Origin of the sequence: Kocuria sp. WN036 (assembly GCF_002287015.1) — a bacterium.
GTDB lineage: Bacteria > Actinomycetota > Actinomycetes > Actinomycetales > Micrococcaceae > Kocuria > Kocuria rosea.
This window is the reverse complement of the sequence record NZ_NSKF01000012.1, coordinates 84,409-106,488: the sequence shown is the minus strand read 5'-3', so window position 1 is coordinate 106,488 and position 22,080 is coordinate 84,409. Positions and strand designations below refer to the sequence as shown.

Annotated in this window: 14 protein-coding genes and 1 rRNA gene; 3 read left to right on the top strand and 12 right to left on the bottom strand. The window is 72.4% G+C overall.

Translation table 11 applies throughout. The features are described from left to right. From CK505_RS09520 to CK505_RS09505, 4 genes are all read right to left on the bottom strand, one after another. Positions 1–110 (bottom strand): 16S ribosomal RNA (locus CK505_RS09520); the annotation flags it as partial. Between the two features lie 575 nt (positions 111–685). Then, positions 686–4,624 (bottom strand): 1,4-alpha-glucan branching protein GlgB, encoded by a 3,939-nt coding sequence (glgB, locus tag CK505_RS09515; RefSeq protein ID WP_095650911.1) that lies wholly within the window; start codon positions 4,622–4,624, stop codon positions 686–688. Between the two features lie 53 nt (positions 4,625–4,677). Further along, a complete protein-coding gene (treS, locus tag CK505_RS09510; protein WP_017831955.1) occupies positions 4,678–6,444 on the bottom strand; it encodes a maltose alpha-D-glucosyltransferase in 1,767 nt (588 codons plus the stop codon). A 109-nt stretch (positions 6,445–6,553) separates the two neighbouring features. Further along, the gene (locus tag CK505_RS09505) at positions 6,554–9,007 is read right to left on the bottom strand and encodes an alpha-1,4-glucan--maltose-1-phosphate maltosyltransferase (RefSeq protein ID WP_095650910.1); all 2,454 of its coding nucleotides are present in this window, start codon (positions 9,005–9,007) and stop codon (positions 6,554–6,556) included. Positions 9,008–9,164: 157 nt separating this feature from the next. Here CK505_RS09505 and glgP point away from each other — a divergent pair, with 157 nt between their 5' ends. After that, positions 9,165–11,762, top strand: a complete 2,598-nt coding sequence (glgP, locus tag CK505_RS09500; protein WP_095650909.1) for an alpha-glucan family phosphorylase — start codon at positions 9,165–9,167, stop codon at positions 11,760–11,762. Between the two features lie 148 nt (positions 11,763–11,910). On the opposite strand, the gene glgX is transcribed toward glgP, so the two are convergent. Genes glgX through CK505_RS09470 form a run of 6 tightly spaced genes read right to left on the bottom strand, consistent with a single transcriptional unit; the run spans position 11,911 to position 18,411 of the window. Then, entirely contained in the window at positions 11,911–14,130 is a 2,220-nt protein-coding gene (gene glgX, locus CK505_RS09495) for a glycogen debranching protein GlgX (protein WP_095650908.1), read from the bottom strand. Beyond that, the gene (rlmB, locus tag CK505_RS09490; RefSeq protein ID WP_095650907.1) at positions 14,117–15,094 is read right to left on the bottom strand and encodes a 23S rRNA (guanosine(2251)-2'-O)-methyltransferase RlmB; all 978 of its coding nucleotides are present in this window, start codon (positions 15,092–15,094) and stop codon (positions 14,117–14,119) included. The genes glgX and rlmB overlap by 14 nt, the downstream gene beginning before the upstream one ends. Positions 15,095–15,129: 35 nt before the next feature. Continuing rightward, positions 15,130–16,560 carry a cysteine--tRNA ligase gene (gene cysS / locus CK505_RS09485; protein WP_017831960.1) on the bottom strand — a complete coding sequence of 477 codons (1,431 nt, stop codon included), beginning with the start codon at positions 16,558–16,560 and terminating at the stop codon, positions 15,130–15,132. 35 nt (positions 16,561–16,595) lie between these two features. Next, on the bottom strand, positions 16,596–17,087 hold the full coding sequence (ispF, locus tag CK505_RS09480) for a 2-C-methyl-D-erythritol 2,4-cyclodiphosphate synthase (RefSeq protein WP_017831961.1): 492 nt from the start codon (positions 17,085–17,087) through the stop codon (positions 16,596–16,598). A gap of 3 nt (positions 17,088–17,090) precedes the next feature. Next, positions 17,091–17,921, bottom strand: coding sequence for a 2-C-methyl-D-erythritol 4-phosphate cytidylyltransferase (gene ispD / locus CK505_RS09475; protein ID WP_095650906.1), 831 nt, complete (start codon positions 17,919–17,921; stop codon positions 17,091–17,093). A gap of 7 nt (positions 17,922–17,928) precedes the next feature. Further along, the gene (locus tag CK505_RS09470; RefSeq protein WP_017831963.1) at positions 17,929–18,411 is read right to left on the bottom strand and encodes a CarD family transcriptional regulator; all 483 of its coding nucleotides are present in this window, start codon (positions 18,409–18,411) and stop codon (positions 17,929–17,931) included. A 155-nt stretch (positions 18,412–18,566) separates the two neighbouring features. Here CK505_RS09470 and CK505_RS09465 point away from each other — a divergent pair, with 155 nt between their 5' ends. Next, complete coding sequence (locus CK505_RS09465; RefSeq protein WP_017831964.1) at positions 18,567–19,118, top strand: hypothetical protein; 552 nt, start codon at positions 18,567–18,569, stop codon at positions 19,116–19,118. Positions 19,119–19,198: 80 nt separating this feature from the next. On the opposite strand, the gene CK505_RS09460 is transcribed toward CK505_RS09465, so the two are convergent. Beyond that, on the bottom strand, positions 19,199–19,879 hold the full coding sequence (locus CK505_RS09460; RefSeq protein WP_035926161.1) for a response regulator transcription factor: 681 nt from the start codon (positions 19,877–19,879) through the stop codon (positions 19,199–19,201). Beyond that, complete coding sequence (locus CK505_RS09455) at positions 19,876–21,144, bottom strand: cell wall metabolism sensor histidine kinase WalK (protein ID WP_095650905.1); 1,269 nt, start codon at positions 21,142–21,144, stop codon at positions 19,876–19,878. The genes CK505_RS09460 and CK505_RS09455 overlap by 4 nt, the downstream gene beginning before the upstream one ends. A 220-nt stretch (positions 21,145–21,364) precedes the next feature. Here CK505_RS09455 and phoU point away from each other — a divergent pair, with 220 nt between their 5' ends. After that, on the top strand, positions 21,365–22,063 hold the full coding sequence (gene phoU, locus CK505_RS09450) for a phosphate signaling complex protein PhoU (RefSeq protein ID WP_017831967.1): 699 nt from the start codon (positions 21,365–21,367) through the stop codon (positions 22,061–22,063). Positions 22,064–22,080: the final 17 nt, after the last annotated feature.

The following is a 22,080-nucleotide window of genomic DNA, read 5'->3' as shown; positions in this document are numbered from 1 at the left end:
TCACCCGTTCGCCACTAATCCGCCCAGCAAGCTGGGCATCATCGTTCGACTTGCATGTGTTAAGCACGCCGCCAGCGTTCGTCCTGAGCCAGGATCAAACTCTCCGTCAAAAAAACAACGAAAACATCAAACCCCGGCTGAAAATGTCGCCACCACCCCACGGAGGCAGGACGGCGACAACCAATCAACCGAATAAAACATCCGGTATCAACAAACATGGCACACTATTGAGTTCTCAAACAACAGACCGATCAGCCGTGTCTCGCTTGACACCTTGCTGCCGGAGTGCTCTGCAACCTTAGCCCTTCCGGTCGACCCCGGTCAATCTCAGGTGAACTCTTGGTTACCTGATCGTGACGGCGCCGCCTTCCGGCGAAGCTCACAATCTCCCACCCTAACACTCTTCCGTCCCCGTGCAACTCGCTGGCTGCTCGGTCGGGACCGTTCGGTGGGGGATGCCGCCCCGTGGATCTCCCGGAGGAGTTCCTCGCCGCGACGACTTGGATGAAGTTACTCGGTTTCCGCGGCCCGTGCAAACCGGCCTCCCGGACCCGCCGCCGCCGCCCGCCGGCGGTTTCTCCGGGCGCCCCGCATCCGGTCCCGGGACGGCGGAAGGGCCCGGATCCGAGGATCCGGGCCCTTCCCGTGACTCCGGCCGGCTCCCGCGGGAACGGCCGGGGCCGGCTCAGTGCTCGGCCGGCTTGAGGTACAGGACGGCGAGCGGCGGGACGGTCAGCTCGACCGAGGCGGGGTTGCCGTTGTGGGCGCCCTCGGTGGCGGTGACCTTGCCGAGGTTGCCCACGCCCGAACCGCCGAAGAGCTCGGAGTCCGTGTTGAGCGCCTCGACCCACTCCCCCGCCCACGGGAGGCCCAGCCGGAAGTTCTCGTGCGGGTTGCCAGCGAAGTTCGCCACGCACACGAGCGGGTTGCCCTGCTCGTCCCAGCGTGTGAAGGACAGCGTGTTGCGCCCGGCGTCGGCCGCGTCGATCCACTCGAACCCCGCGGGGTTGTTGTCCCGCTCGTACAGCGCGGGGGTCTCCCGGTAGATCCCGTTGAGGGTGCGGACCAGCTCCTGGACGCCCTTGTGCGGCGGGGTCTCCGAGAGCCACCAGTCGAGGCCGTGCTCCTGGGACCACTCGGACTCCTGGGCGTACTCCGTGCCCATGAAGATCAGCTGCTTGCCGGGGTGGGCCCACATGAACGCCAGGTAGGCGCGGACGTTGGCGAGCTGCTGCCACCGGTCGCCCGGCATCTTGCGCAGGAGGGAGCCCTTGCCGTAGACGACCTCGTCGTGGGAGATCGGGAGCAGGAAGTTCTCCGAGAACGCGTAGACCAGCGAGAACGTGAGCTTGTTGTGGTGGTAGTACCGGTTGACCGGGTCCTCCGCCATGTACTCGAGGGTGTCGTTCATCCACCCCATGTTCCACTTGAGCCCGAAGCCCAGCCCGTCGGCGTCGGTCGGCCGGGTCACGCCCGGGTAGGACGTCGACTCCTCGGCGATCATGACGATCCCCGGGGTGCGCTTGTACGCGGTGGCGTTGGCCTCCTTGAGGAACGCGATCGCCTCGAGGTTCTCGCGGCCGCCGAAGACGTTGGGCTCCCACTCCCCCTCGTTGCGCGAGTAGTCCAGGTAGAGCATGGACGCGACCGCGTCCACGCGCAGGCCGTCCACGTGGAACTCCTCGAGCCAGTAGGAGGCGTTGGCCACCAGGAAGTTCCGGACCTCGTTGCGGCCGTAGTCGGGGATCAGCGTCCCCCAGTCCTTGTGCTCGCCGCGGCGGGGGTCGGCGTGCTCGTACAGGGGCTCGCCGTCGAAGCGGGCCAGTGCCCACTCGTCCTTCGGGAAGTGGCCCGGGACCCAGTCCACGATCACGCCGATGCCGGCCTGGTGCAGCTTGTCCACGAGGTAGCGGAACTCGTCCGGGCTGCCGAAGCGGGAGGACGGCGCGTAGTAGGACGTCACCTGGTAGCCCCAGGACCCGCCGAACGGGTGCTCGGCCACGGGCATGAACTCCACGTGGGTGAAGCCCTGCCAGGTGAGGTACTCGACGAGCTCCTTCGCGAGGTCCTTGTAGCCGAGGCCCTTGCGCCACGAGCCGATGTGCAGCTCGTAGACGCTCATGGGCGCGTTGTGCGGATCGGTCGCCGCCCGGCGCGCCATCCAGGCGTCGTCCTGGAACTCGTAGTCGGACTCGAAGACGCGGGACGCCGTGGACGGCGGCACCTCGGTGCCGAAGGCCATGGGGTCCGCCTTCTCGCGCCAGCCGCCGTCCCGGCCGAGGATGCGGAACTTGTAGGTGGCGCCGGAGCCCAGGCCCGGGACGAAGATCTCCCACACGCCCGAGGAGCCGAGGGAGCGCATGGCGTGCTCGCTGCCGTCCCAGCCGTTGAAGTCGCCGATGACCCGCACCGCCTGGGCGTTGGGCGCCCACACGGCGAAGGCCACGCCGGTGATGTCGCCCATCGCGGAGGGGTAGCGGCGCACGTGCGCGCCGAGGACGGTCCAGAGCGTCTCGTGGCGGCCCTCGCCGATGAGGTGGAGGTCCAGCTCGCCGAGGGTCGGCCCGAAGCGGTACGGGTCGTCCAGCCGCTGCGGCTCCAGGTCCCGGTAGGTCACGTCCACGCGGTAGTCGGGGATCCGGCCCGGCTCGTGCGCGGGGACCACGCCCGTGAAAATGCCGCCCCACTCGTGCTCGAGCTCGAAGGTGCCGTCCTGCGTCACGACCGCGACCGCGGTCGCGAACCGGCGCAGCGTGCGCACGGTGACGCTGCCGTCCGGGTTCAGGTGCGCGCCCAGGACGCTGTGCGGGTCGTGGTGGCGGCCCTCGGACACGGCGGCCAGCACGTGCTCGGCCACGTGCACCGGTCCCGCAGGGGCCACGTCGTGGCCGGCCGGGACGGCGCGGGACTTCTGGACGGGGTCGGATCGGTCCTGCGGAGTGCTGGCGCTCACTGCGTCCTCGATTTCCGTTCCCGCTGCCGCAGGGATGAGCCGCGCGGAGCGGGAGCTGTCGTCGTCGTGGTCGGTGCCGGGGGCGGGGTCCGCACCGGCGGTATCAGGGTTCACGCTACGCGACCGGAGGCTCTCCAGTGAACGGCGAACCGCCGCTGCCGGGACGTCCACCCAGTCGGGGCGGTTGCGCTGCTCGTAGACGACCTCGTACAGGGCCTTGTCCAGCCACAGCGCCTGGAACAGCGGGGAACCGCGGTCCACCGGGTGCCCGGCGCCCTGCTCGTAGCCCGCCAGGAACGCGTCGCCGGCGCGCCGGCCCCACGCCTCGGCGTCCGCCGCGCCGGCACGGGCGCCGAAGGCGGCGGCGTAGTCGAAGGAGCGCAGCATGCCGACCACGTCGCGCAGGGCGACGTCCGGCCGGGTGCGCTCCTCGATGGCGCGCAGGGGCTCCCCCTCGAAGTCGAGCACCTTGAACTGCCCGTCCTCGGTCTGCAGGACCTGGCCCAGGTGGTAGTCGCCGTGGATGCGCTGCAGCGGGGGCAGCTCCGGCACGTCACCGAGGGAGGTGATCAGCTGGTCGAGGGCGGCCGAGTGCTCCGAGAACAGGGAGCCGGTCTCCGTGCGGGCCCAGCGCAGGCGTCCGCCGAGGTCGTTCAGGAGGCGGGCGCGGGCGTCGTCGTCGGGGACGTCCGCGCCGAACGCGCGGCCCAGGTCGCGGTGCACGCGCGCGGTGGTGCGGCCCAGTTCGCGGGCCTCCTCGGTGAAGTCCGTGCCCTGCTCCGCGGCCTCGACGGCCCGGCCCCACGCGTCGGCGGAGCCGGCGAGGAACTCGGTGGCCACGGCCAGCTGGCCCTGCACGGTGCTCAGCCCGGTGCGCCAGCGGGCGTCGAGCCACCCGAAGGTGCTCGGCACCGCGGGGCAGCCGAGCGCGGTGAGCTCGCGACCCACCTCCACGTCCGGGTTGTCGCCCTCCCCCAGCACGCGGAAGAACTTCACGATCACGGCGTCGGCGTCCGCCCGGCCCGCGGGCGGGGTGAGGATCACCGAGGAGTTCGACTGCTCGCTCGAGATCACGCGGACCTGCGCGGGCGTCTCGACCGCGTAGGGGACGCGCAGCACGTCGGCGTGCGCGCCCGTCACGGTCAGCCCCAGCGGGCCCGAGCTGAGCTGCTCCGCGCGCTGCATGAGCCCCAGGACCGGCCCGACGAACGCCGGGTCGCCGACCCCGTCGTAGACCCAGGGGCCGGCCACGGCGTCCTCCGCACCGGGCAGCGGCAGCCCGGTGCGGTGGGCCACGGCACGGCCGGCGCGGGCGGCCCGGTCCCGGAGGAAGCGCGCGGCCCGGCGCGGGGTGGCGGTCTCCTCCGCCGGGACGCCCGTCCCGGCGTCCTCGGCCGCGGCGGGCGCCAGCTCGCCGACGAGGAAGCGCTCGGCGCCCTCCAGGGGCGCGGCGCGGAAGCTCAGCGGCACCTGGAGCAGCTCGGTGCGCGCCCCCTCGGAGGCCTCGACCAGCAGGAGCCGGGCGCCGGCGCCCTCCTGGTCCGGGAGGGCCAGCTGGGCGACGACCCGCAGCTCCGTGCCCGCACCGCCGTCCGCGAAGGGGAACCACCGCTGCCGCGGCAGCCACCGGCGCAGGAGGTCGAGGAGCTCGTGGGGGTGCTGGTCGGTCATGGGATCGGGTCCTTCCGGGACGGGCGAGGAGGTGGCCGGACGCACGGACGCGCTCAGGACTTGGTGGCGGTGATGATCGGCATGGCCGTGGTCTGGGGGGACGTGCCGTCGTCGCGGGGAGCGGCCCGGAGGCGCAGCCAGAAGAAGTCCTGGCTGCCGAGGGTGATGCGGTACTCCCCGGCCTCGTCCACCTCGCCGAACAGGTCGCCGCCGAAGAGCTCGCGCAGCCCGCGGCCCGCGAACTGGGGCAGCCGGATCCGGGCGCAGGCCGGGGTGTGCGCGAGGTTGAACAGGCACAGCACGGTCTCGCCGCGCCCGTCGTCGGCCTCCTCGTCGGGGAGCACGCGCAGGAACGCGAGCACGGAGTCGTGGTCCGTCTCCACGCCGACGTACGAGCCGAGGCCGAACGCCGGGTGCGCCTTGCGCACCGCGAGCATCTGGCGCATCCAGTGCAGCAGGGACGACGACGACGCCAGCTGCGCCTCCACGTTGACCTGGTTGTAGTGGTAGACCAGCGACTGCACCACGGGCAGGTACAGCTTGCCCGGGTCCGCCTTGGAGAACCCGGCGTTGCGGTCCGGGGTCCACTGCATGGGGGTGCGGGACGCGTCGCGGTCGTCGAGCCAGATGTTGTCGCCCATCCCGATCTCGTCCCCGTAGTACAGGAACGGGCTGCCCGGCAGGGACAGGAGCAGGGCGTGGATCAGCTCGATCTCGGCCCGCGAGTTGTCCAGCAGGGGGGCCAGGCGGCGGCGGATGCCCACGTTGGCGCGCATGCGCGAGTCGGGGGCGTACCAGCCGAGCATCGCCTGGCGCTCCTCGGTGGTCACCATCTCGAGGGTCAGCTCGTCGTGGTTGCGCAGGAACGTGCCCCACTGGGTGCCGCGCGGGATGTCCGGCGTCTCCCGCATGGTCTCCACGATCGGGGCGGCCTTCTGGTCCCGCAGCGCGTAGAAGATCCGCGGCATGATCGGGAAGTGGAAGCACATGTGGCACTCGGGGTCCTGCTCGCTCCCGAAGTACTCCACCACCTCGTGCGGCATCTGGTTCGCCTCGGCGATCACCACGCGCCCCGGGTACTGGTCGTCGATCATGCGCCGCAGCTCGACCAGGAAGTCGTGGGTGCCGGGGAGGTTCTCGCAGTTGGTCCCCTCCTCCTCGATCAGGTACGGGATCGCGTCGGCCCGGAAGCCGTCGATGCCCATGTCGAGCCAGAACTTCACCACGTCGTGGACGGCCTCCACCACGGCGGGGTTCTCGAAGTTGAGGTCCGGCTGGTGGGAGAAGAACCGGTGCCAGAAGAACTGCCGGCGGATCGGGTCGAACGTCCAGTTCGACTCCTCGGTGTCCACGAAGATGATCCGGGCGTCCTGGTACAGCTCGTCCGTGTCCGACCAGACGTAGAAGTCGCCGTAGGGCCCCTCGGGGTCCTCGCGGGAGGCCTGGAACCACGGGTGCTGGTCGCTCGTGTGGTTGAGCGGGAGGTCGATGATCACCCGCAGGCCGCGGGCGTGCGCCTCGGCCACGAGGCGCTTGAAGTCGCTGATCGTGCCGAACTCGTCGAGCACCGAGTAGTAGTCCGAGATGTCGTAGCCGCCGTCGCGCAGCGGGGACTCGAAGAACGGCGGCAGCCAGAGGCAGTCGATGCCCAGCCACTGCAGGTAGTCGAGCTTGTCGATCAGGCCGGAGAAGTCGCCGGAGCCGTCACCGTTGGCGTCGGAGAACGCCCGGACGAGCACCTCGTAGAACACCGCTTTGCGGAACCAGTCGGGGTCGTGGGAGATGCCGGGGGCGTTGAGCGAGTACGGCGAGATGCTCATGCGGGGGTGCCGCCTTTCGGACAGGTGGGTCGGAGGCCATCGGAGCTTGCGGAGGGGGCCCTCCCGGGGACGTCGCCCGGGAGGGCCCCGACGGGGTGCGGTCGAGCCCCTACTTGACGTTGCGGCGGACGTGCAGGACGTGCGCGGGGTCGTAGTGCGGGTCCAGGCGCACGTAGTTGTGCGTGCCCCACTTCCAGGAGTTCCCGCTGAGCAGGTCGTCCACCCAGAAGCTGCCGTCCTCGTTGAAGTCCGCGTCGTCCAGGTCCAGGGACTCCAGGTCCAGCCACACGGTGCCCTCCCGGGTCGCGTGCGGGTCCACGTTCACGACCACGATCACCGTGTCCTTGTAGCTCGAGCCCCCGTGCCGGACGGTCTTCGTCTTCGAGTAGGCGACCAGGGCGTCGTCGGACGTGGACTGCACCGTCAGGTTCTGCAGGTCGCCGAACGCGGCGTGCCGGCGCCGGATCTCGTTGAGCCGCGTGAGGTACGGGGCGAGGGACTCGCCGCGCTCCTCGGCGCCGGCGAAGTCACGGGGCCGGTACTCGTACTTCTCGTTGTCGACGTACTCCTCGGCGCCGGCCCGGGCCACGTGCTCGTAGAGCTCGTAGCCGGCGTAGACGCCCCAGAGGGGCGAGCCGGTGGCGGCCAGGACGGCACGGATCTTGAAGGCCGCGGGCCCGCCGAACTGCAGGTACTCGGTGAGGATGTCGGGCGTGTTGACGAAGAAGTTCGGCCGGTACACCGCCGAGGTCTCGTGGCTGATCTCCTCGAGGTACTCCTCGATCTCCTTCTTGGTGTTGCGCCAGGTGAAGTACGAGTAGGACTGCTGGAAGCCGACCCGGGCGAGGCCCTGCATCATGGCCGGGCGGGTGAACGCCTCGGCCAGGAACACGACGTCGGGGTGCTTGGCGTTGACGGTGCCGATCAGCCACTCCCAGAACCACAGGGGCTTGGTGTGCGGGTTGTCGACCCGGAAGATCTTCACCCCGTGGGAGATCCACAGCTCCACGATCCGCAGCACCTCGAGGGACAGGCCCTCGGGGTCGTTGTCGAAGTTGATCGGGTAGATGTCCTGGTACTTCTTCGGCGGGTTCTCCGCGTACGCGATGGAGCCGTCGGCGCGGGTCGTGAACCACTCCGGGTGCGCGGTGACCCACGGGTGGTCCGGGGAGGCCTGCAGGGCGAGGTCCAGGGCCACCTCGAGGCCCAGGTCCCCTGCGCGGGCCACGAAGCCGTCGAAGTCCTCGAACGAGCCGAGGTCCGGGTGGATCGCGTCGTGCCCGCCTTCGGGGGCGCCGATGGCCCACGGGGACCCCGGGTCCTGCGGACCGGCCACCAGGGTGTTGTTCGGGCCCTTGCGGTGCGCCGTGCCGATCGGGTGGATCGGGGGCAGGTAGATGACGTCGAAGCCCATGGCCGCGACACGGTCGAGGCTCTCGGCGGCGGTCCGGAAGGTGCCGGAGGCCCACGTGCCGGACTCGGCGTCGAAGACGGCGCCCTCGGAGCGGGGGAAGAACTCGTACCAGGACCCGCGGCCGGCGGCGGCGCGCTCGACCTTCAGCGGGTAGCGGCGGCTCTCGGTCACGAGGTCCCGCAGCGGCCGCTCGGCGACCACGGCCAGGACCTCGGCGGAGGTGCCGGCCTCGAGCCGGTGCTCGGCGGGCAGCTCCCCGTTGCCGAGCGTGCGGGAGACCGCGCGGAACAGCTCGGCGTCGGAGTCCGGGCGGCCCGGCTCCGCGGCGGCGCGGTCGAAGAGCACGACACCCTCGGCCATCATGAGGTCGACGTCCTGGCCGACCCCCACCTTGATCTCCGCGGCGTGGCGCCACGTCTCGAACAGGTCGCCCCAGCCCTCCACGGCGAAGGTCCAGGCGCCCTCGGAGGCCGGCGTCAGCCACGCCTCGTAGCGGTCGGTGCCGGGAGTGGTGAGGCGCATCGGCACGCGCTCGGCCTCCGCGCCCTGCGGGTCGTAGAGCACCGCGGTCACGCCCAGGGCGTCGTGACCTTCGCGGAACACGGTGGCGCCCACGCGGATCGACTCGCCCGGCACGGCCTTCGCCGGGAAGCGGCCGTCCTCGACCACGGGGCTCACGCCGACGACCGGGATCCGGCCGTAGACCAGGTCCTCGCGGGAGAACGCCGAGCCGGCGGCCTTCCGGCGCGTGGTCGTCGACTTCCGCGGCGTGGTGGCCTTCTTGGCGGTGGCCGTCCTCGTGCCGGCGGCCTTGGCCGCGGGCGTCCCTGCGGCCGACTTCGCCGCGGCCGTCCTGGCCGTGGACGTCCGCTTGGCACGCGGCTTGGGCTCCGCCGCGGGGACGACGGCGATGCCGGGCTCGTCGGCCACGGGCGCCGTGACCTCGGGCTCCGGGGCCTTCCGGGCGGTGGACGCTCTGCGCCGCGCCGGCGCCTTCTTCGCGGGCTGCTCGGCCGGCGCCGCGGCGGCACCGGTCCCGGCACCGGGAAGGGCGGGCGTCGTCGTCGAGGGGTCGGGGGCGGGCGCGCCGGCCGGGCTCGAAGCCGGGTCGGACGGGGGCGGCGTGTTGGCTTGGCTCACCTGGACCACGTTAGCGACAAACACGGCGATCGTTAAGCCCGCTGTCGAACGGTGGGACGGTGTCGCCGTCCCGGTGTCACGGCCCCGGCGCGGCGGTCCGGCGCGCCGGGGGACGGATGGGCGGCGGCACCGCCGTCCGGCGCCGCCGCACCGGTAGTCTGACGGCGTGAAGGCAATCCGTAGATTCACCGTGCGCACCGTGCTGCCGGAGTCCATCGCCCCTCTGAGCCGACTCGCGAGGAACCTCCGCTGGTCCTGGCACCGGCCCACCGAACAGCTGTTCGCCGAGCTGAACCCGCAGGCCTGGGACGCGGTCCACGGGGACCCCGTCAAGCTCCTCGGCTCCCTCACCCGGGAGGAGATCCAGCAGATCGCCCAGGACCCGGCCACGGTGCGCCGGATCGAGGAGCTGGACGCCGATCTCGAGCGCTACCTCACCGACGACCTGTGGTACCAGAAGACGCAGGCGGAGGACGCCCCGCGGTCCATCGCCTACTTCTCCGCCGAGTACGGCGTCACCTCCGTGCTCCCCCAGTACTCGGGCGGGCTGGGGATCCTCGCCGGCGACCACCTCAAGAGCGCCTCGGACCTCGGCGTGCCGGTGGTGGGCGTCGGCCTGTTCTACCAGCACGGCTACTTCAAGCAGTCCCTGTCCCGCGACGCGTGGCAGCAGGAGTCCTACCCCGTCCTCGACCCGGACGGCATGCCCCTGACGCTGCTGCGGGAGGAGGACGGGAGCCCGGTCCGGATCACCCTGCCCCTGCCCAACGGCCGCTCCCTGTCCGCCCACATCTGGCGGGCCGACGTCGGCCGCGTCCCCCTGTTGCTGCTCGACTCCGACATCCCGGACAACGACGACCACGCCCGCAACGTCACGGACCGCCTCTACGGCGGCGGCGGCGACCACCGGCTCCAGCAGGAGCTGCTCCTCGGGATGGGCGGGATCCGGGCGCTGCGGGCCTTCTCCCGGCTGACCGGGGCGCCCGCCCCGGAGGTCTTCCACTGCAACGAGGGCCACGCCGGGTTCCTGGGCGTCGAGCGGATCGCGGAGCTCATGGACCCGGCGGACGGGACCGAGCCGATGACGTGGGACGAGGCCCTGACCGCGGTGCGCTCGGCCACCGTGTTCACGACCCACACCCCGGTGCCCGCGGGCATCGACCGGTTCGAGCAGGCGCAGATCGAGCACTTCCTCAACGCGGGTCTCGCCCCCTCCGTGCCCACGGCCAAGGTCCTGTCCCTGGGCGCCGAGGACTACGACGGCGGCGACCCCGCCAAGTTCAACATGGCGGTCATGGGCCTGCGCCTGGCGCAGCGGGCCAACGGGGTGGCCAAGCTGCACGGCGTGGTCTCCCGGGGCATGTTCCAGGGGCTGTGGCCGGGCTTCGACGTCGACGAGGTGCCGATCGGCTCGATCACCAACGGCGTGCACGTCATGACCTGGATCGACCCCCGCATGGCGGAGCTGGCCCTCGACCCGATGGGCTCGGACCTGAACCGGGCCGCGCGGTGGCGCCGGATCTACGGCGCCGACGACGCCGAGCTGTGGGCCGTCCGCCGGGAGCTGCGCACCCGCCTGGTGGAGGACGTCCGGGCCCGGCTGCGGGCGTCGTGGAAGAAGCGCGGTCTCGCGGACGCCGAGCTGGGCTGGACCGACTCGGTCCTCGACCCGGGCGTGCTCACGATCGGCTTCGCCCGCCGGGTGCCCACCTACAAGCGGCTCACGCTCATGCTGCGGGACCCGCAGCGGCTCAAGCGGATCCTGCTGGACCCGGAGCACCCCGTCCAGCTCGTGGTCGCCGGGAAGTCCCACCCTGCCGACGAGCAGGGCAAGCGCCTGATCCAGGACCTCGTGCGCTTCACGGACGACCCGGAGGTGCGCCACCGGATCGTGTTCCTCCCCAACTACGACATCGCGATGGCCCGGACCCTCTTCCCGGGCTGCGACGTGTGGCTGAACAACCCGCTGCGCCCGCTCGAGGCGTGCGGCACGTCCGGGATGAAGGCCGCCCTCAACGGCGGGCTGAACCTCTCGGTGCTCGACGGCTGGTGGGACGAGATGTACGACGGCCAGAACGGCTGGGCCATCCCGACCGCCGACGAGGGCGCGCACCCGGACGAGCGCGACGACATCGAGGCCGCCGCCCTCTACGAGCTCATCGAGAACCACGTGGCCCCGCGGTTCTACGGCGAGACGGCGGAGGGCTCGGACCCGAACACCGACGGCGTGCCCCACCAGTGGCTGGCCATGGTCAAGCACACCCTCGCGACGCTGGGCCCGCAGGTCTCCGCCAAGCGCATGCTCGAGGACTACGTGCAGCACCTCTACGTGCCGGCCGCCGTCTCGGGCCGCCGGGCGGCGCTGGACGGCCACGCGGCCGCCCGGGCGAAGTCCCGGTGGGTCGGGCGCGTGCGCCAGGCGTGGGACCAGGTGGCGGTCGAGCACGTGGACGCCGAGGGCGTGGCCCAGGAGCCGCAGATCGGGGACGAGCTCACGGTGTGCGCCTACGTGTCCCTCGGCTCGCTGAGCCCGGAGGACGTGTGCGCGGAGATCGGGTACGGCCGGGTCTCGGAGACGGACCACATCCACGAGCGCAAGTACGCGGGGCTGAGCCCCGTCGGCGACCTCGGCGGGGGGCGGCACAAGTTCTGCGGCACGATCACCGTGGACCGCTCGGGCCCGTTCGGCTACACCGTCCGGGTGCTGCCCGCCCACCCCGAGCTCGCCGACAAGGCCGAGCTGGGACTGGTGACCAACGCCTGAGCCGCCGCCGCGCGGCGCGCAGGAGGGGCCGCACCCGTGATCCACGGGTGCGGCCCCTCTTGCGCGCGGGCCGCCGCAGCTCGGCGCACCGGAAAGCTCGGCGCACCGGAAAGCTCAGCGCACCGGGCCCCTCAGCGCACCCGGGTGCTCAGAGCACCCGGAATAGCGTCACCGAGCCGGCGGGCACGCCCTGCGCCTGGCCCGCCCGGTAGCGCGTCCCGTAGCGTCCGTGCAGCACGGAGGCCGTGCTGTGCACCAGCGAGTAGACGCCGTCGGCCTTCGCGAGGGGGTGCCCCTGCTCGTCCGGCCGCAGGAGCTCCGCGAGGTTCGGGAAGGTGATCGCCATGTCGGCGCTCGCGCCGTTGATCACCATGAGCCCCGCCACCCGGCCGCCGCGGGAGCCGATCAGCACCTGGATGGTCCGGGCCCCGGGGGTCTGCCAGCCGGCGGCGGTCATGGCCGACCCGTCGGGGCCGAACCAGTGCATCATCACCTCGTCGGGGCGCGTCGGGAAGTGCGACGGCTGTCCGGCCAGGAACTCCCCGCGCACGCCGATCAGGGATCGGGTGGCCGCGAGCATGGCACGGTCCGCCGGCGTGAGCCGCCAGTCCACCCAGGACAGCTCGTTGTCCTGGCAGTAGGCGTTGTTGTTGCCGCGCTGGGTGCGGCCGAACTCGTCCCCGGCCGTGATCATGGGCACGCCCTGGGAGAAGAGCAGGGTGGCCATGACGTTGCGCATGGTCTGGGCCCGGTCGGCCCGGATCCGCACGTCGCGCGCCGGGCCCTCCACCCCGTGGTTCCACGAGTGGTTGTCGTTGGTCCCGTCCCGGTTCTTCTCCAGGTTGTCCTGGTTGTGCTTGTTGTCGTAGGAGACGAGGTCCGCCAGGGTGAAGCCGTCGTGGGCGGTCACGAAGTTCACGGACGCCAGGGCGCTGCGCCCGGACGCGGCGAACATGTCCGAGGAGCCGGCGAGCGCCCCGGCGAGCCGGGCGGCGTTGCCCCCGTCCCCGCCCAGGCTCATGCTGCGCGGGCCGGTGAGCCAGAAGTCGCGGACGGTGTCCCGGAAGCGGTCGTTCCAGTCGGCCCACCCCTCGGGGAAGTGACCGGTCTGCCAGCCGCCCATGCCCACGTCCCAGGGCTCGGCGATGAGCTTCGTCCCGAACAGGGCGGGGTCCGCGCCGACGGCCACGAGGAAGGGGTGGTTGCGGGTGAAGCGGTGGCGCTCGTCCCGGGCCAGCTCGGGGGCGAGGTCGAAGCGGAAGCCGTCCACGTGGCAGCGCTCCACCCAGTAGCGCAGGGAGTCCAGCGCCATCTGCACCACCCGCGGGTTGCCGAAGTTCACGGAGTTGCCGCACCCCGTGACGTCCACGTAGCGGCCGTCCTCGCCGTGGCGGTAGTAGGCCTCGTCGCCGAGTCCCCGCCAGCAGTAGGCGGGCTCCTCCTGGCCGGCCTCCGCCGTGTGGTTGTAGACGACGTCGAGGTAGACCTCGAGCCCCGCGCGGTGCAGCTCCCGGACCATCGCCTTGAACTCGTCCAGCACGCCCTGCGGTCCCCGGGCGCGGGCGGCCGCGGTCGCGTAGCCGGCGTGCGGGGCGAAGAAGCCCAGGGTGTTGTAGCCCCAGTAGTTGCTCAGCCCGAGGGACGTGAGGTGCGGCTCGTCCAGGTGGGCGTGCACCGGCAGGAGCTCGACGGCCGTGACGCCCAGGGACGTGAGGTACCCGGTCATCGCGGGGTGCGCGAGCCCGGCGTACGTGCCCCGCAGCTCCTCCGGGACGTCCGGGTGCAGGGCGGTCAGGCCCTTGACGTGCGCCTCGTAGACGACGGTGTCCCGCCACGGGGTGGCCGGGCGGCGGTCCTCGTCCCAGTCGAAGTCCTGCTGGACGACCACGGAGACGTAGCGGCCCCCGTAGGCGTCGGGGCCGGGATCGACGACGCCGGGCGGCGGGGCGACGCGGCGCAGCCCCTTGCCGTAGGGGTCGAGCAGGATCTGCTGGGCGGCCGGGTCCGGGGAGCGGTGGCGGGAGGCGACCGGCGAGTCGGCGGGCACGAACCCGTACTCCGTGCCGGCGGGCAGGGCAGGGGCCTCGTCCCGGTGCCGCAGGTAGTCGAAGCCCGTCTCCGAGAGCCGCTGCTGCTCGGCCGGCGGGATCGTCCCGTGGTGCACGCCGCCGGTGCGGCCGGTGAGCCGCCGCCGCTGCCAGCGGCCGCCGGGCAGCCGGAAGACGATGTCCAGGTCGGGGATCCCCGGGGCGTAGACCGCCACGTTCGCGCTGCCGTCGCGCTCGGGAGAGGGGTGGACCCCGAGGGGGTAGGGGTGGGAGACGTACGGCCGACCGGTGTCCTGCCGCCGGGGCTCAGGAACCAGCACGGCGTCGCGATACCTCGTACAGGGTGATGCCCACGGCCATCGAGGCGTTGAGCGACTCCATCGTGGAGTCGATGGGGATGGAGACGACCTGGTCGCAGTTCTCGGTGACCAGCCGGGACAGGCCCTTGCCCTCCGAGCCGACCACGATGACGAGCGGCTCGGTGGCCAGCTCGAGGCCGGGCAGCTCGACGTCGCCGCCGCCGTCGAGGCCGACCACGAAGTAGCCCATGGCCTTGAGCTCCTCGAGGGTGCGGTTGAGGTTGGCCGCCTTGGTGACGGGCACGCGGGCCGCGGCGCCGGCGCTGGTCTTCCAGGCGGAGGCCGTGACGCCCACGGACCGGCGCTCGGGCACGATCACGGCGTTGCCGGAGAACGCGGAGACGCTGCGGATGATGGCGCCGAGGTTGCGGGGGTCGGTGATCCCGTCGAGGGCGACCATCAGCGGGGGGCGGCGGATGTGCCGCTTCTCCCACTGGGTCATGAACTTCCGGGCCGCCTCCACGGCGTCCTGGTACTCGTAGGCCGGCACCTGCAGGGCCACGCCCTGGTGCACGGCGTCGCTGGTGAGCCGGTCGAGCTCGCCCTTGGAGGCCTCGAGGATCGTGATCCCGCGTTCGGCGCAGAGCTGCAGGATCTCGCGCACGCGGTCGTCGACGTCGATCTTGCTCGCCGCGTACAGGGCCTTGGCGGGGATGTCCGCGCGCAGCGCCTCGACCACGGAGTTCCGCCCGGTGACGAGGTCCTCCTGGACCTTGCCGCGGGTGCGGGCCGGGGAGCGGCCGCCCTGGCCCTGCCGCCGGTCGGCGGCCTTCTTCATCTTGTGCGCCTTGTGGTACGGGCGGTCCTCGGCCTTGGGGGTGGGGCCCCGGCCCTCGAGGGCCTTGCGTCCGTGGCCGCCGGTGCCGACCAGCGGGCCCTTCTTGTTCTTGCGGATCGCGCCGGGACGTTGCTTGGGGGTTGGCATGGGTTCCTCTGTTCAGTCGGTGTGGTGCGGCCCGGTCAGGCCACGGACCAGGTGGATCCGCCGGCGGCGTCGCGCACCGCGACGCCGGCGGCGGCGAGCTCGTCCCGGAGGGCGTCGGCCCGGGCCCAGTCCTTGGCGGCGCGGGCCTGGTCGCGCTGGGCCAGCAGCGAGCGCACGAGGGCGTCGAGGGCCGCGTGCTCGGCGGCGTTCCCGGCGGCGTCCCCGAGGTCCATGAGCGCGGTCAGGCCGAGGACGTCGGTCATGGCGCGCACCGCCCGGGCGGGCGCGGCGGCGTCCAGGCCGTCGGCGAGCGCGGAGTTGCCGGCGCGGACGGTCTCGTGCAGGACGGCGAGGGCCTGTGGCACGTTGAGGTCGTCGTCCATGGCGTCGCCGAAGGCGGGCGGCACGTCCCCGGCCGCCCCGTCGAGGTCGGCGCCGGCGTCCCGGGCCGCGCGCAGGAAGGACTCGACCCGTTCGACCGCGGCCGTGGCCTCGGCGAGGGAGGTGGGCCGGTAGTCCAGCACGGAGCGGTAGTGGGCCTGGCCGAGGTAGTAGCGCACGGCCAGCGGCCGGGCCTCGGCGAGCATCTCCGCCGGGGAGACGGTGTTGCCGATCGACTTGGACATCTTCTCGCCCGCGTAGGTGACCAGCCCGTTGTGCAGCCAGAGCGTCGCGAACCGCTGCCCGGCCGCCGCCGACTGGGCCAGCTCGTTCTCGTGGTGGGGGAAGCGCAGGTCCAGTCCGCCGCCGTGGATGTCGAAGTGCTCGCCGAGGTACTTCGCGGCCATGGCCGAGCACTCGAGGTGCCAGCCGGGCCGGCCGGCGCCCCAGGGCGAGTCCCAGCGGGCGGTCTCGGGCTCGCCCGCCTTGTGCCCCTTCCACAGGGCGAAGTCGCGGGGGTCCCGCTTGCCGCGGGGGTCGGCGTCGGGGGCGTCCTGCATGTCGTCGACCGACTGGTGGGTGAGCTCGCCGTAGCGCTCCCAGGAGCGGACGTCGAAGTAGACGTCCCCGGAGCCGTCCGGCGCCGGGTAGGCGTGCCCGGCGTCGACGAGGGTGCGGATCAGGGCGTGCATCTCGGGGACGTGGCCCGTGGCGCGCGGCTCGTAGGTGGGCCGGCCGACGCCGATGGCGTCGTAGGCGGCGTTGAACGCCTGCTCGAACCGGTAGGCCAGCGCCCACCACGGCTCGCGGGGGTGGTCGCCGGCGTAGTCGGGGGCGAAGGACGCGGCCGAGTTCGCGAGGATCTTGTCGTCGATGTCGGTGACGTTGCGCACGGTGGTGACCCGGTAGCCGCGGTGGGCGAGCCACCGGGCGAGCTGGTCGAAGACCAGGGCCGAGCGGACGTGGCCGATGTGCGGCATGCCCTGGACCGTGGCGCCGCAGTAGTACAGACGGGCCTCGCCGGGGTGGGCGGGCGCGAAGTCCCGCACGGTCGCGGTGGCGGTGTCGTAGAAGCGCAGAGTCACACGGCCCATCATAAGGGCGGGCGGTGGCGCCCCGGTCAGGCCCGGCGCGCGTCCGCGGGCACGACCAGAGCGGTGGCCACGGCCGCGAGGCCCTCCCCGCGGCCCGTGAGCCCGAGCCGGTCGGAGGTCGTGGCGCTGACCGTGACGGGCGCGCCGGCCGCGGCGGTGAGCACGGCCTCGGCCTCGGCCCGTCGCGGCGCGAACCGCGGCCGGTTGCCGATCAGCTGCACGGCCACGTTGCCGATCTCGAAGCCGGCCTCCCGCACGATCCGGGCCGCCTCCGTGAGGATCCGCACCCCGGACGCGCCCTCCAGCTCGGGGCGGTCCACGCCGAAGTTGGCGCCCAGGTCGCCCGTGCCGGAGGCCGAGAACAGGGCGTCGGCGGCGGCGTGGGCCACGACGTCCCCGTCCGAGTGCCCGGCGAGACCGCGCTCCCCCGGCCACTCGAGGCCCGCGACCCACAGCGGGGTGCCCTCGGGCCCGAAGGCGTGGACGTCGACGGCGATGCCGGTGCGGGGCAGGATCACGGGTCAGGGCTCCTCGGGGTCGAGCAGATCGGGGTGAGGGCCGGGGGTAGGAGCGGCGGTGACGGGCACCGCCGCGTCCGTGCCCGGTGCGCGGCCGCGCAGGACGGCCTCGGCCAGCACCAGGTCGAGCGGGCGGGTGATCTTGAAGGCGTGCTCGTGGCCGGGCACCGTCAACACGGTGGCCCCCGGGGCGTGCGCCTCCACGAGGGAGGCGTCGTCGGTGACGGACCCGGGGTCCGTCCCGGCCTCCGCGGCGGCGCGGTGCACCGACCGGAGCAGGGCGAGGTCGAAGCCCTGCGGGGTCTGGACCGCGCGCAGCATCGTGCGGTCCACGGTGCCGAGCGACCGTCCGGCGTCGTCCACCCGGCGCATCGTGTCCGCCACGGGCAGCACGGGGACCACGGCGCGCTCCCCGGCGCGCAGCCGGTCCACGACGGTGCGGAAGACCTCGGGCGGGGTGAGGCAGCGGGCGGCGTCGTGGACGAGCACCGCGGTGCAGGCGGGCTCGGACCGCGCGAGCTCGGTCAGCGCCTCGCGCACGGACTCCGCGCGGGAGGCGCCGCCGGTCACGGGTCGCGCGCCGTGCGCCCGGGCGGTCGCGGAGAGCTCGACGTCCCCGGCCGGGACGGTCACCAGCATGGGCCCGGTCAGCCCGGCGCACCGGATGCCCCGCAGCGCGTGCTCCAGGAGGGGGCGGCCGTCGAGGGCCACCAGGGCCTTGGGGATGCCGTGCCCGAGTCGTGTGCCGGAGCCCGCCGCCACGACGACGACGGCGAACCCGCCCTCCGGGGAGGGCGGGTTCGCCGTGGTGGACCGTGGTGCGTTCCCGCTCACGGGTCGGTCAGGACGCCAGGATGTCGTCGAGGCGCTTCTCGGCCTCTTCCTCGTCGATCTTCTTGGCGAGCGCCAGCTCGGAGGTGAGGATCTGGCGGGCCTTCGTCAGCATCCGCTTCTCCCCCGCCGAGAGCCCGCGGTCGCGGTCGCGGCGCCAGAGGTCGCGCACGACCTCGGCGACCTTGAGCACGTCGCCGGAGGCGAGCTTCTCGAGGTTGGCCTTGTAGCGCCGGGACCAGTTGCTGGCCTCCTCGGTGTCCTTCGCCTGCAGGACCGAGATGACCTTCTTGAGCCCGTCCTCGTCGACGACGTCGCGCACGCCCACCAGGTCGACGTTCTCCGCGGGTACCTCGATCACCAGATCCCCCTGGGTCACCTTGAGCTTGAGATACATCTTCTCTTCGCCCTTGACGGTGCGGGTCTTGATCTCCTCGATGGTCGCCGCGCCGTGGTGCGGGTAGACAACCGTCTCGCCAACCTCAAAAACCATATGGAAATACCCCTTTCAGAACTTCCATTCTAACACGGTGTAGGATTCGCCGATCCGGGGCGGGCGGGGACCGGGGGCCCGTCGATGCGGACGATCCGTCGGCAAACGGATAAGCTGGTCGGGACATCGTCCTGAGCTCCCGAGGAGTACGCGCCGTGAAGATCGCCGCCCGCCAGAAGCTGCGTCGCGCAGGCCTGAGTGCCGCCGCCGCGGCCGCCCTGCTGACCACCGCCGGATGCGCCTACATCAACCCGCCGGCCACGACCATGGTGTACTCGGCCGCGGACGGCATCGTGGAGCAGGTCGGGGACGTCAAGCTGGCCAACGTGCTGATCGTGGCCACCGGCGCCGACCAGGAGGGTCGCGTGCTGGGCACCCTGGTGAACGACGGCGACCAGGACGTCACGCTGTCGATGGACGTCGACGGCGCCACCGCCGAGGTGCAGATCCCCGCCGGCGGCACCGTGGACCTCGACCAGGACGACCCGGTCGTGACCGTGGACCGTGCCGGCGCCGAGCCGGGTCTCATGGTCGAGACCGAGTTCACCGCCGGCGGCGAGTCCCTCACCGAGCGGGTCCCGGTCCTGGACCACACCTTCTCCCGCTACGCCGAGTTCATCCCCGGCGGCGCGCCGAGCACCCCGGCGAACCCTTCCAACACGCCCGTGCCCGTCGAGGAGATGGTGGGCCAGGAGAGCGGCCACTGACGACTCCCACCGGCGCGCACGAGCGGAAGGGTCCGGAACCCCTCGGGGTTCCGGGCCCTTCCGTCTGCCGGGGCGCCGGCTCAGCCCTCGAACTTGTAGCCGAGGCCCCGCACCGTCACGAGGTGCCGCGGGGCGGAGGGATCGGGCTCGATCTTGGCGCGCAGGCGCTTGACGTGGACGTCGAGGGTCTTGGTGTCCCCCACGTAGTCCGAGCCCCAGACCCGGTCGATGAGCTGCCCTCGGGTCAGCACGCGCCCGGCGTTGCGCAGCAGCATCTCCAGCAGCTCGAACTCCTTGAGCGGCATGGCCACCCGCTCCCCGTGCACGCTGACCACGTGCCGCTCGATGTCCATCCGCACGGGACCGGCCTGCACGGTCGCCGAGACGAGCTCCTCGGGCTCTCCCTGCCGGCGCAGGACCGCTCGGATCCGGGCCACGAGCTCCCGGGACGAGTACGGCTTGGTGACGTAGTCGTCGGCGCCGAGCTCGAGCCCGACCACCTTGTCGATCTCGGCGTCCTTGGCCGTGAGCATGATGATCGGCACGGAGGAGCGCTGCCGCACCTGCCGGCACACCTCGGTGCCGGACAGCCCGGGGAGCATGAGGTCCAGCAGCATCAGGTCGGCCCCGGACCGGTCGAACTCCGCCACGGCGTCCACGCCGTTGTCGACGACCTCCACCTCGAACCCCTCCTTCCCCAGCAGGTAGGAGAGCGGGTCGCTGAGGGACTCCTCGTCCTCGACGATCAGGATGCGGGTCACTGTCGGTCCTCCGTGCTCCCGGCGCGCGCCGCGGGGGCGGCGGGCCGTGGGGTCGATGCGTCTGGGCGGGGTGGTGCCTGCTGCGGCACCGGGCGGGCGGTCGCGCCGGGGACCGGCTGTGCGGTCCCCCCGGGGTCGTCGGCGCCCTCGATCTGGGGGATGCTGAGGGTGAACGTGGAGCCGCGGCCCGGCTGCGACCACAGGGTGGCCTCGCCGCCGTGCTGGGACATGACGTGCTTGACGATGCTCAGTCCGAGCCCGGTGCCGCCCGTCCGGCGGGAGCGGGCCGCGTCCACGCGGTAGAAGCGCTCGAAGATCCGGTCCTGCTCGTCCTCGGGGATGCCCGGGCCCTGGTCGGTCACCGAGATCTGGGCCATCCCGTCCCGCTCCCGGACGCCGACGCCCACGCGGGTGCCCTCCGGGGAGTAGTGCACCGCGTTGTCGATGAGGTTGCGCAGCGCGGTGACGAGCAGGTCGGGGTCGCCGAACACGGGCCGGGTGACGCGCCCGCCCACCGCGATCTCGATGCCCTTGTTCTCGGCCGGGAACCGGTTGCGGTCCACGGCGTCGGCGATCACCTGGTTGAGGTCCACGGGCCGGCCCTCGGTGACCACGTCCGCGCCCTGCAGGCGGGAGAGCTCGATGATGTCCTGGACGAGGGCGGTCAGCCGGGCTGACTCCTTGTGCAGGCGCTGGGCGAAGCGGCGCACGGCCTCCTCGTCCTCGGCCGCGTCCTCGATCGCCTCGGCGAGCAGCCCGATCGCCCCCACGGGGGTCTTCAGCTCGTGCGAGACGTTGGCGACGAAGTCGTTGCGGATCGACTGCGCCCGGACGATCTCCGTCTGGTCGTCGGCGAGCAGCAGGATGTACTCCTCCGCGATGGGGGCCACCCGGACGTCGAGCACCACCGCGCCCGTCTGGAACGGTCCGCGGGACAGCTCGACCCGCCGCTCCTCGATCACGCCGCTGCGCCGGGCCCGGCGGATCATCTCGAGCATCTGCTCGTGCACCACGGTGTGCCCGCGGACCAGTCCGAAGGCGTAGGCGGCCGGGGAGGCGCGCACCACGCCGTCGACCCCGTCCACCACCACGTAGGCGCGGCCGATCACCGCGAGCACGTCCGCGGTGCCGTCGGGCAGCGTGGGCTCCTGGACGTCGGCGCGGGCGCGGCGGCCCCGTCCGCTCACCCGGAGGGCGATCAGACCGCTCACCCCGAGGGCGAAGCCGAGCAGACCCGCGGCGACGGCGATGGCAGTTGGACTCACGGAACCAGCTTAGGCACTCGGGGGCGCGGGGACCCCGTGCCGGGCGTCCCGAGCTACAGGTTCAACCAACGTTCATCCTAAGATGAGCGAAAGTTCACTCCTGGCTGTGACGGTGGCGGCGGGTGTGCTCGCACCCGGCCCCCACGTCATCCGTCCCGCTCCGCGCCGCACCCCGGCCGCGGCTGCCGCGGACGCCGCCGCATCTCGAAAGGACGCATCCGTGCGCAAGGTTTTCCAGGCAGAACTCCACCAGGTCGGCGAGGAGCTCATCCAGATCGCGACCCTGGTGCGCGAGGCCCTCGCCCGCGCCAAGGACGCGCTCCTCGACGCGGACATCCAGCTCGCCGAGGAGGTCATCTCCAACGACGCCCGGATCGACTTCCTGCAGAACGACCTCGACGAGCGCTCGATCGACATCCTCGCGCTGCAGAGCCCCGTGGCCTCGGACCTGCGGATGATCGTGGGCGCGCTGCGGATGAGCGCCTCCCTGGAGCGTGCCGGCGACCTCGCCCGGCACCTGGCCCAGGCGGTGCGCATCCGCTATCCCGAGCCGGTCATCCCCGAGCCGCTCGTGGAGACGTTCACCCGGATGTTCGACCTCGACCTGCAGATCCTGGACCGGGTCATCCAGGTGCTCCAGACCCGGGACCTCTCCCTCGCCGACGACATCTACTCGCTCAAGGGCGAGGTCAACCAGCTGCACCAGTCCGTCTTCGACGCGCTCGCCGCGCCGAGCTGGGACTCGTCGGTGCCCACCGCCGTGGACGTCACCCTGTGCTCCCGGTACCTCGAGCGCATCGGGGACCACGGGGTCTCGGTGACCCGCAAGGTCTCCTACCTGGTGACCGGGGACTGGGTCCCGGCGAGCTCCGACCGCCCCACCGGCCACGGCCACGTGGGCCGCGACGGGGGCGAGTGAGCCCCCGCCCGGGCGCC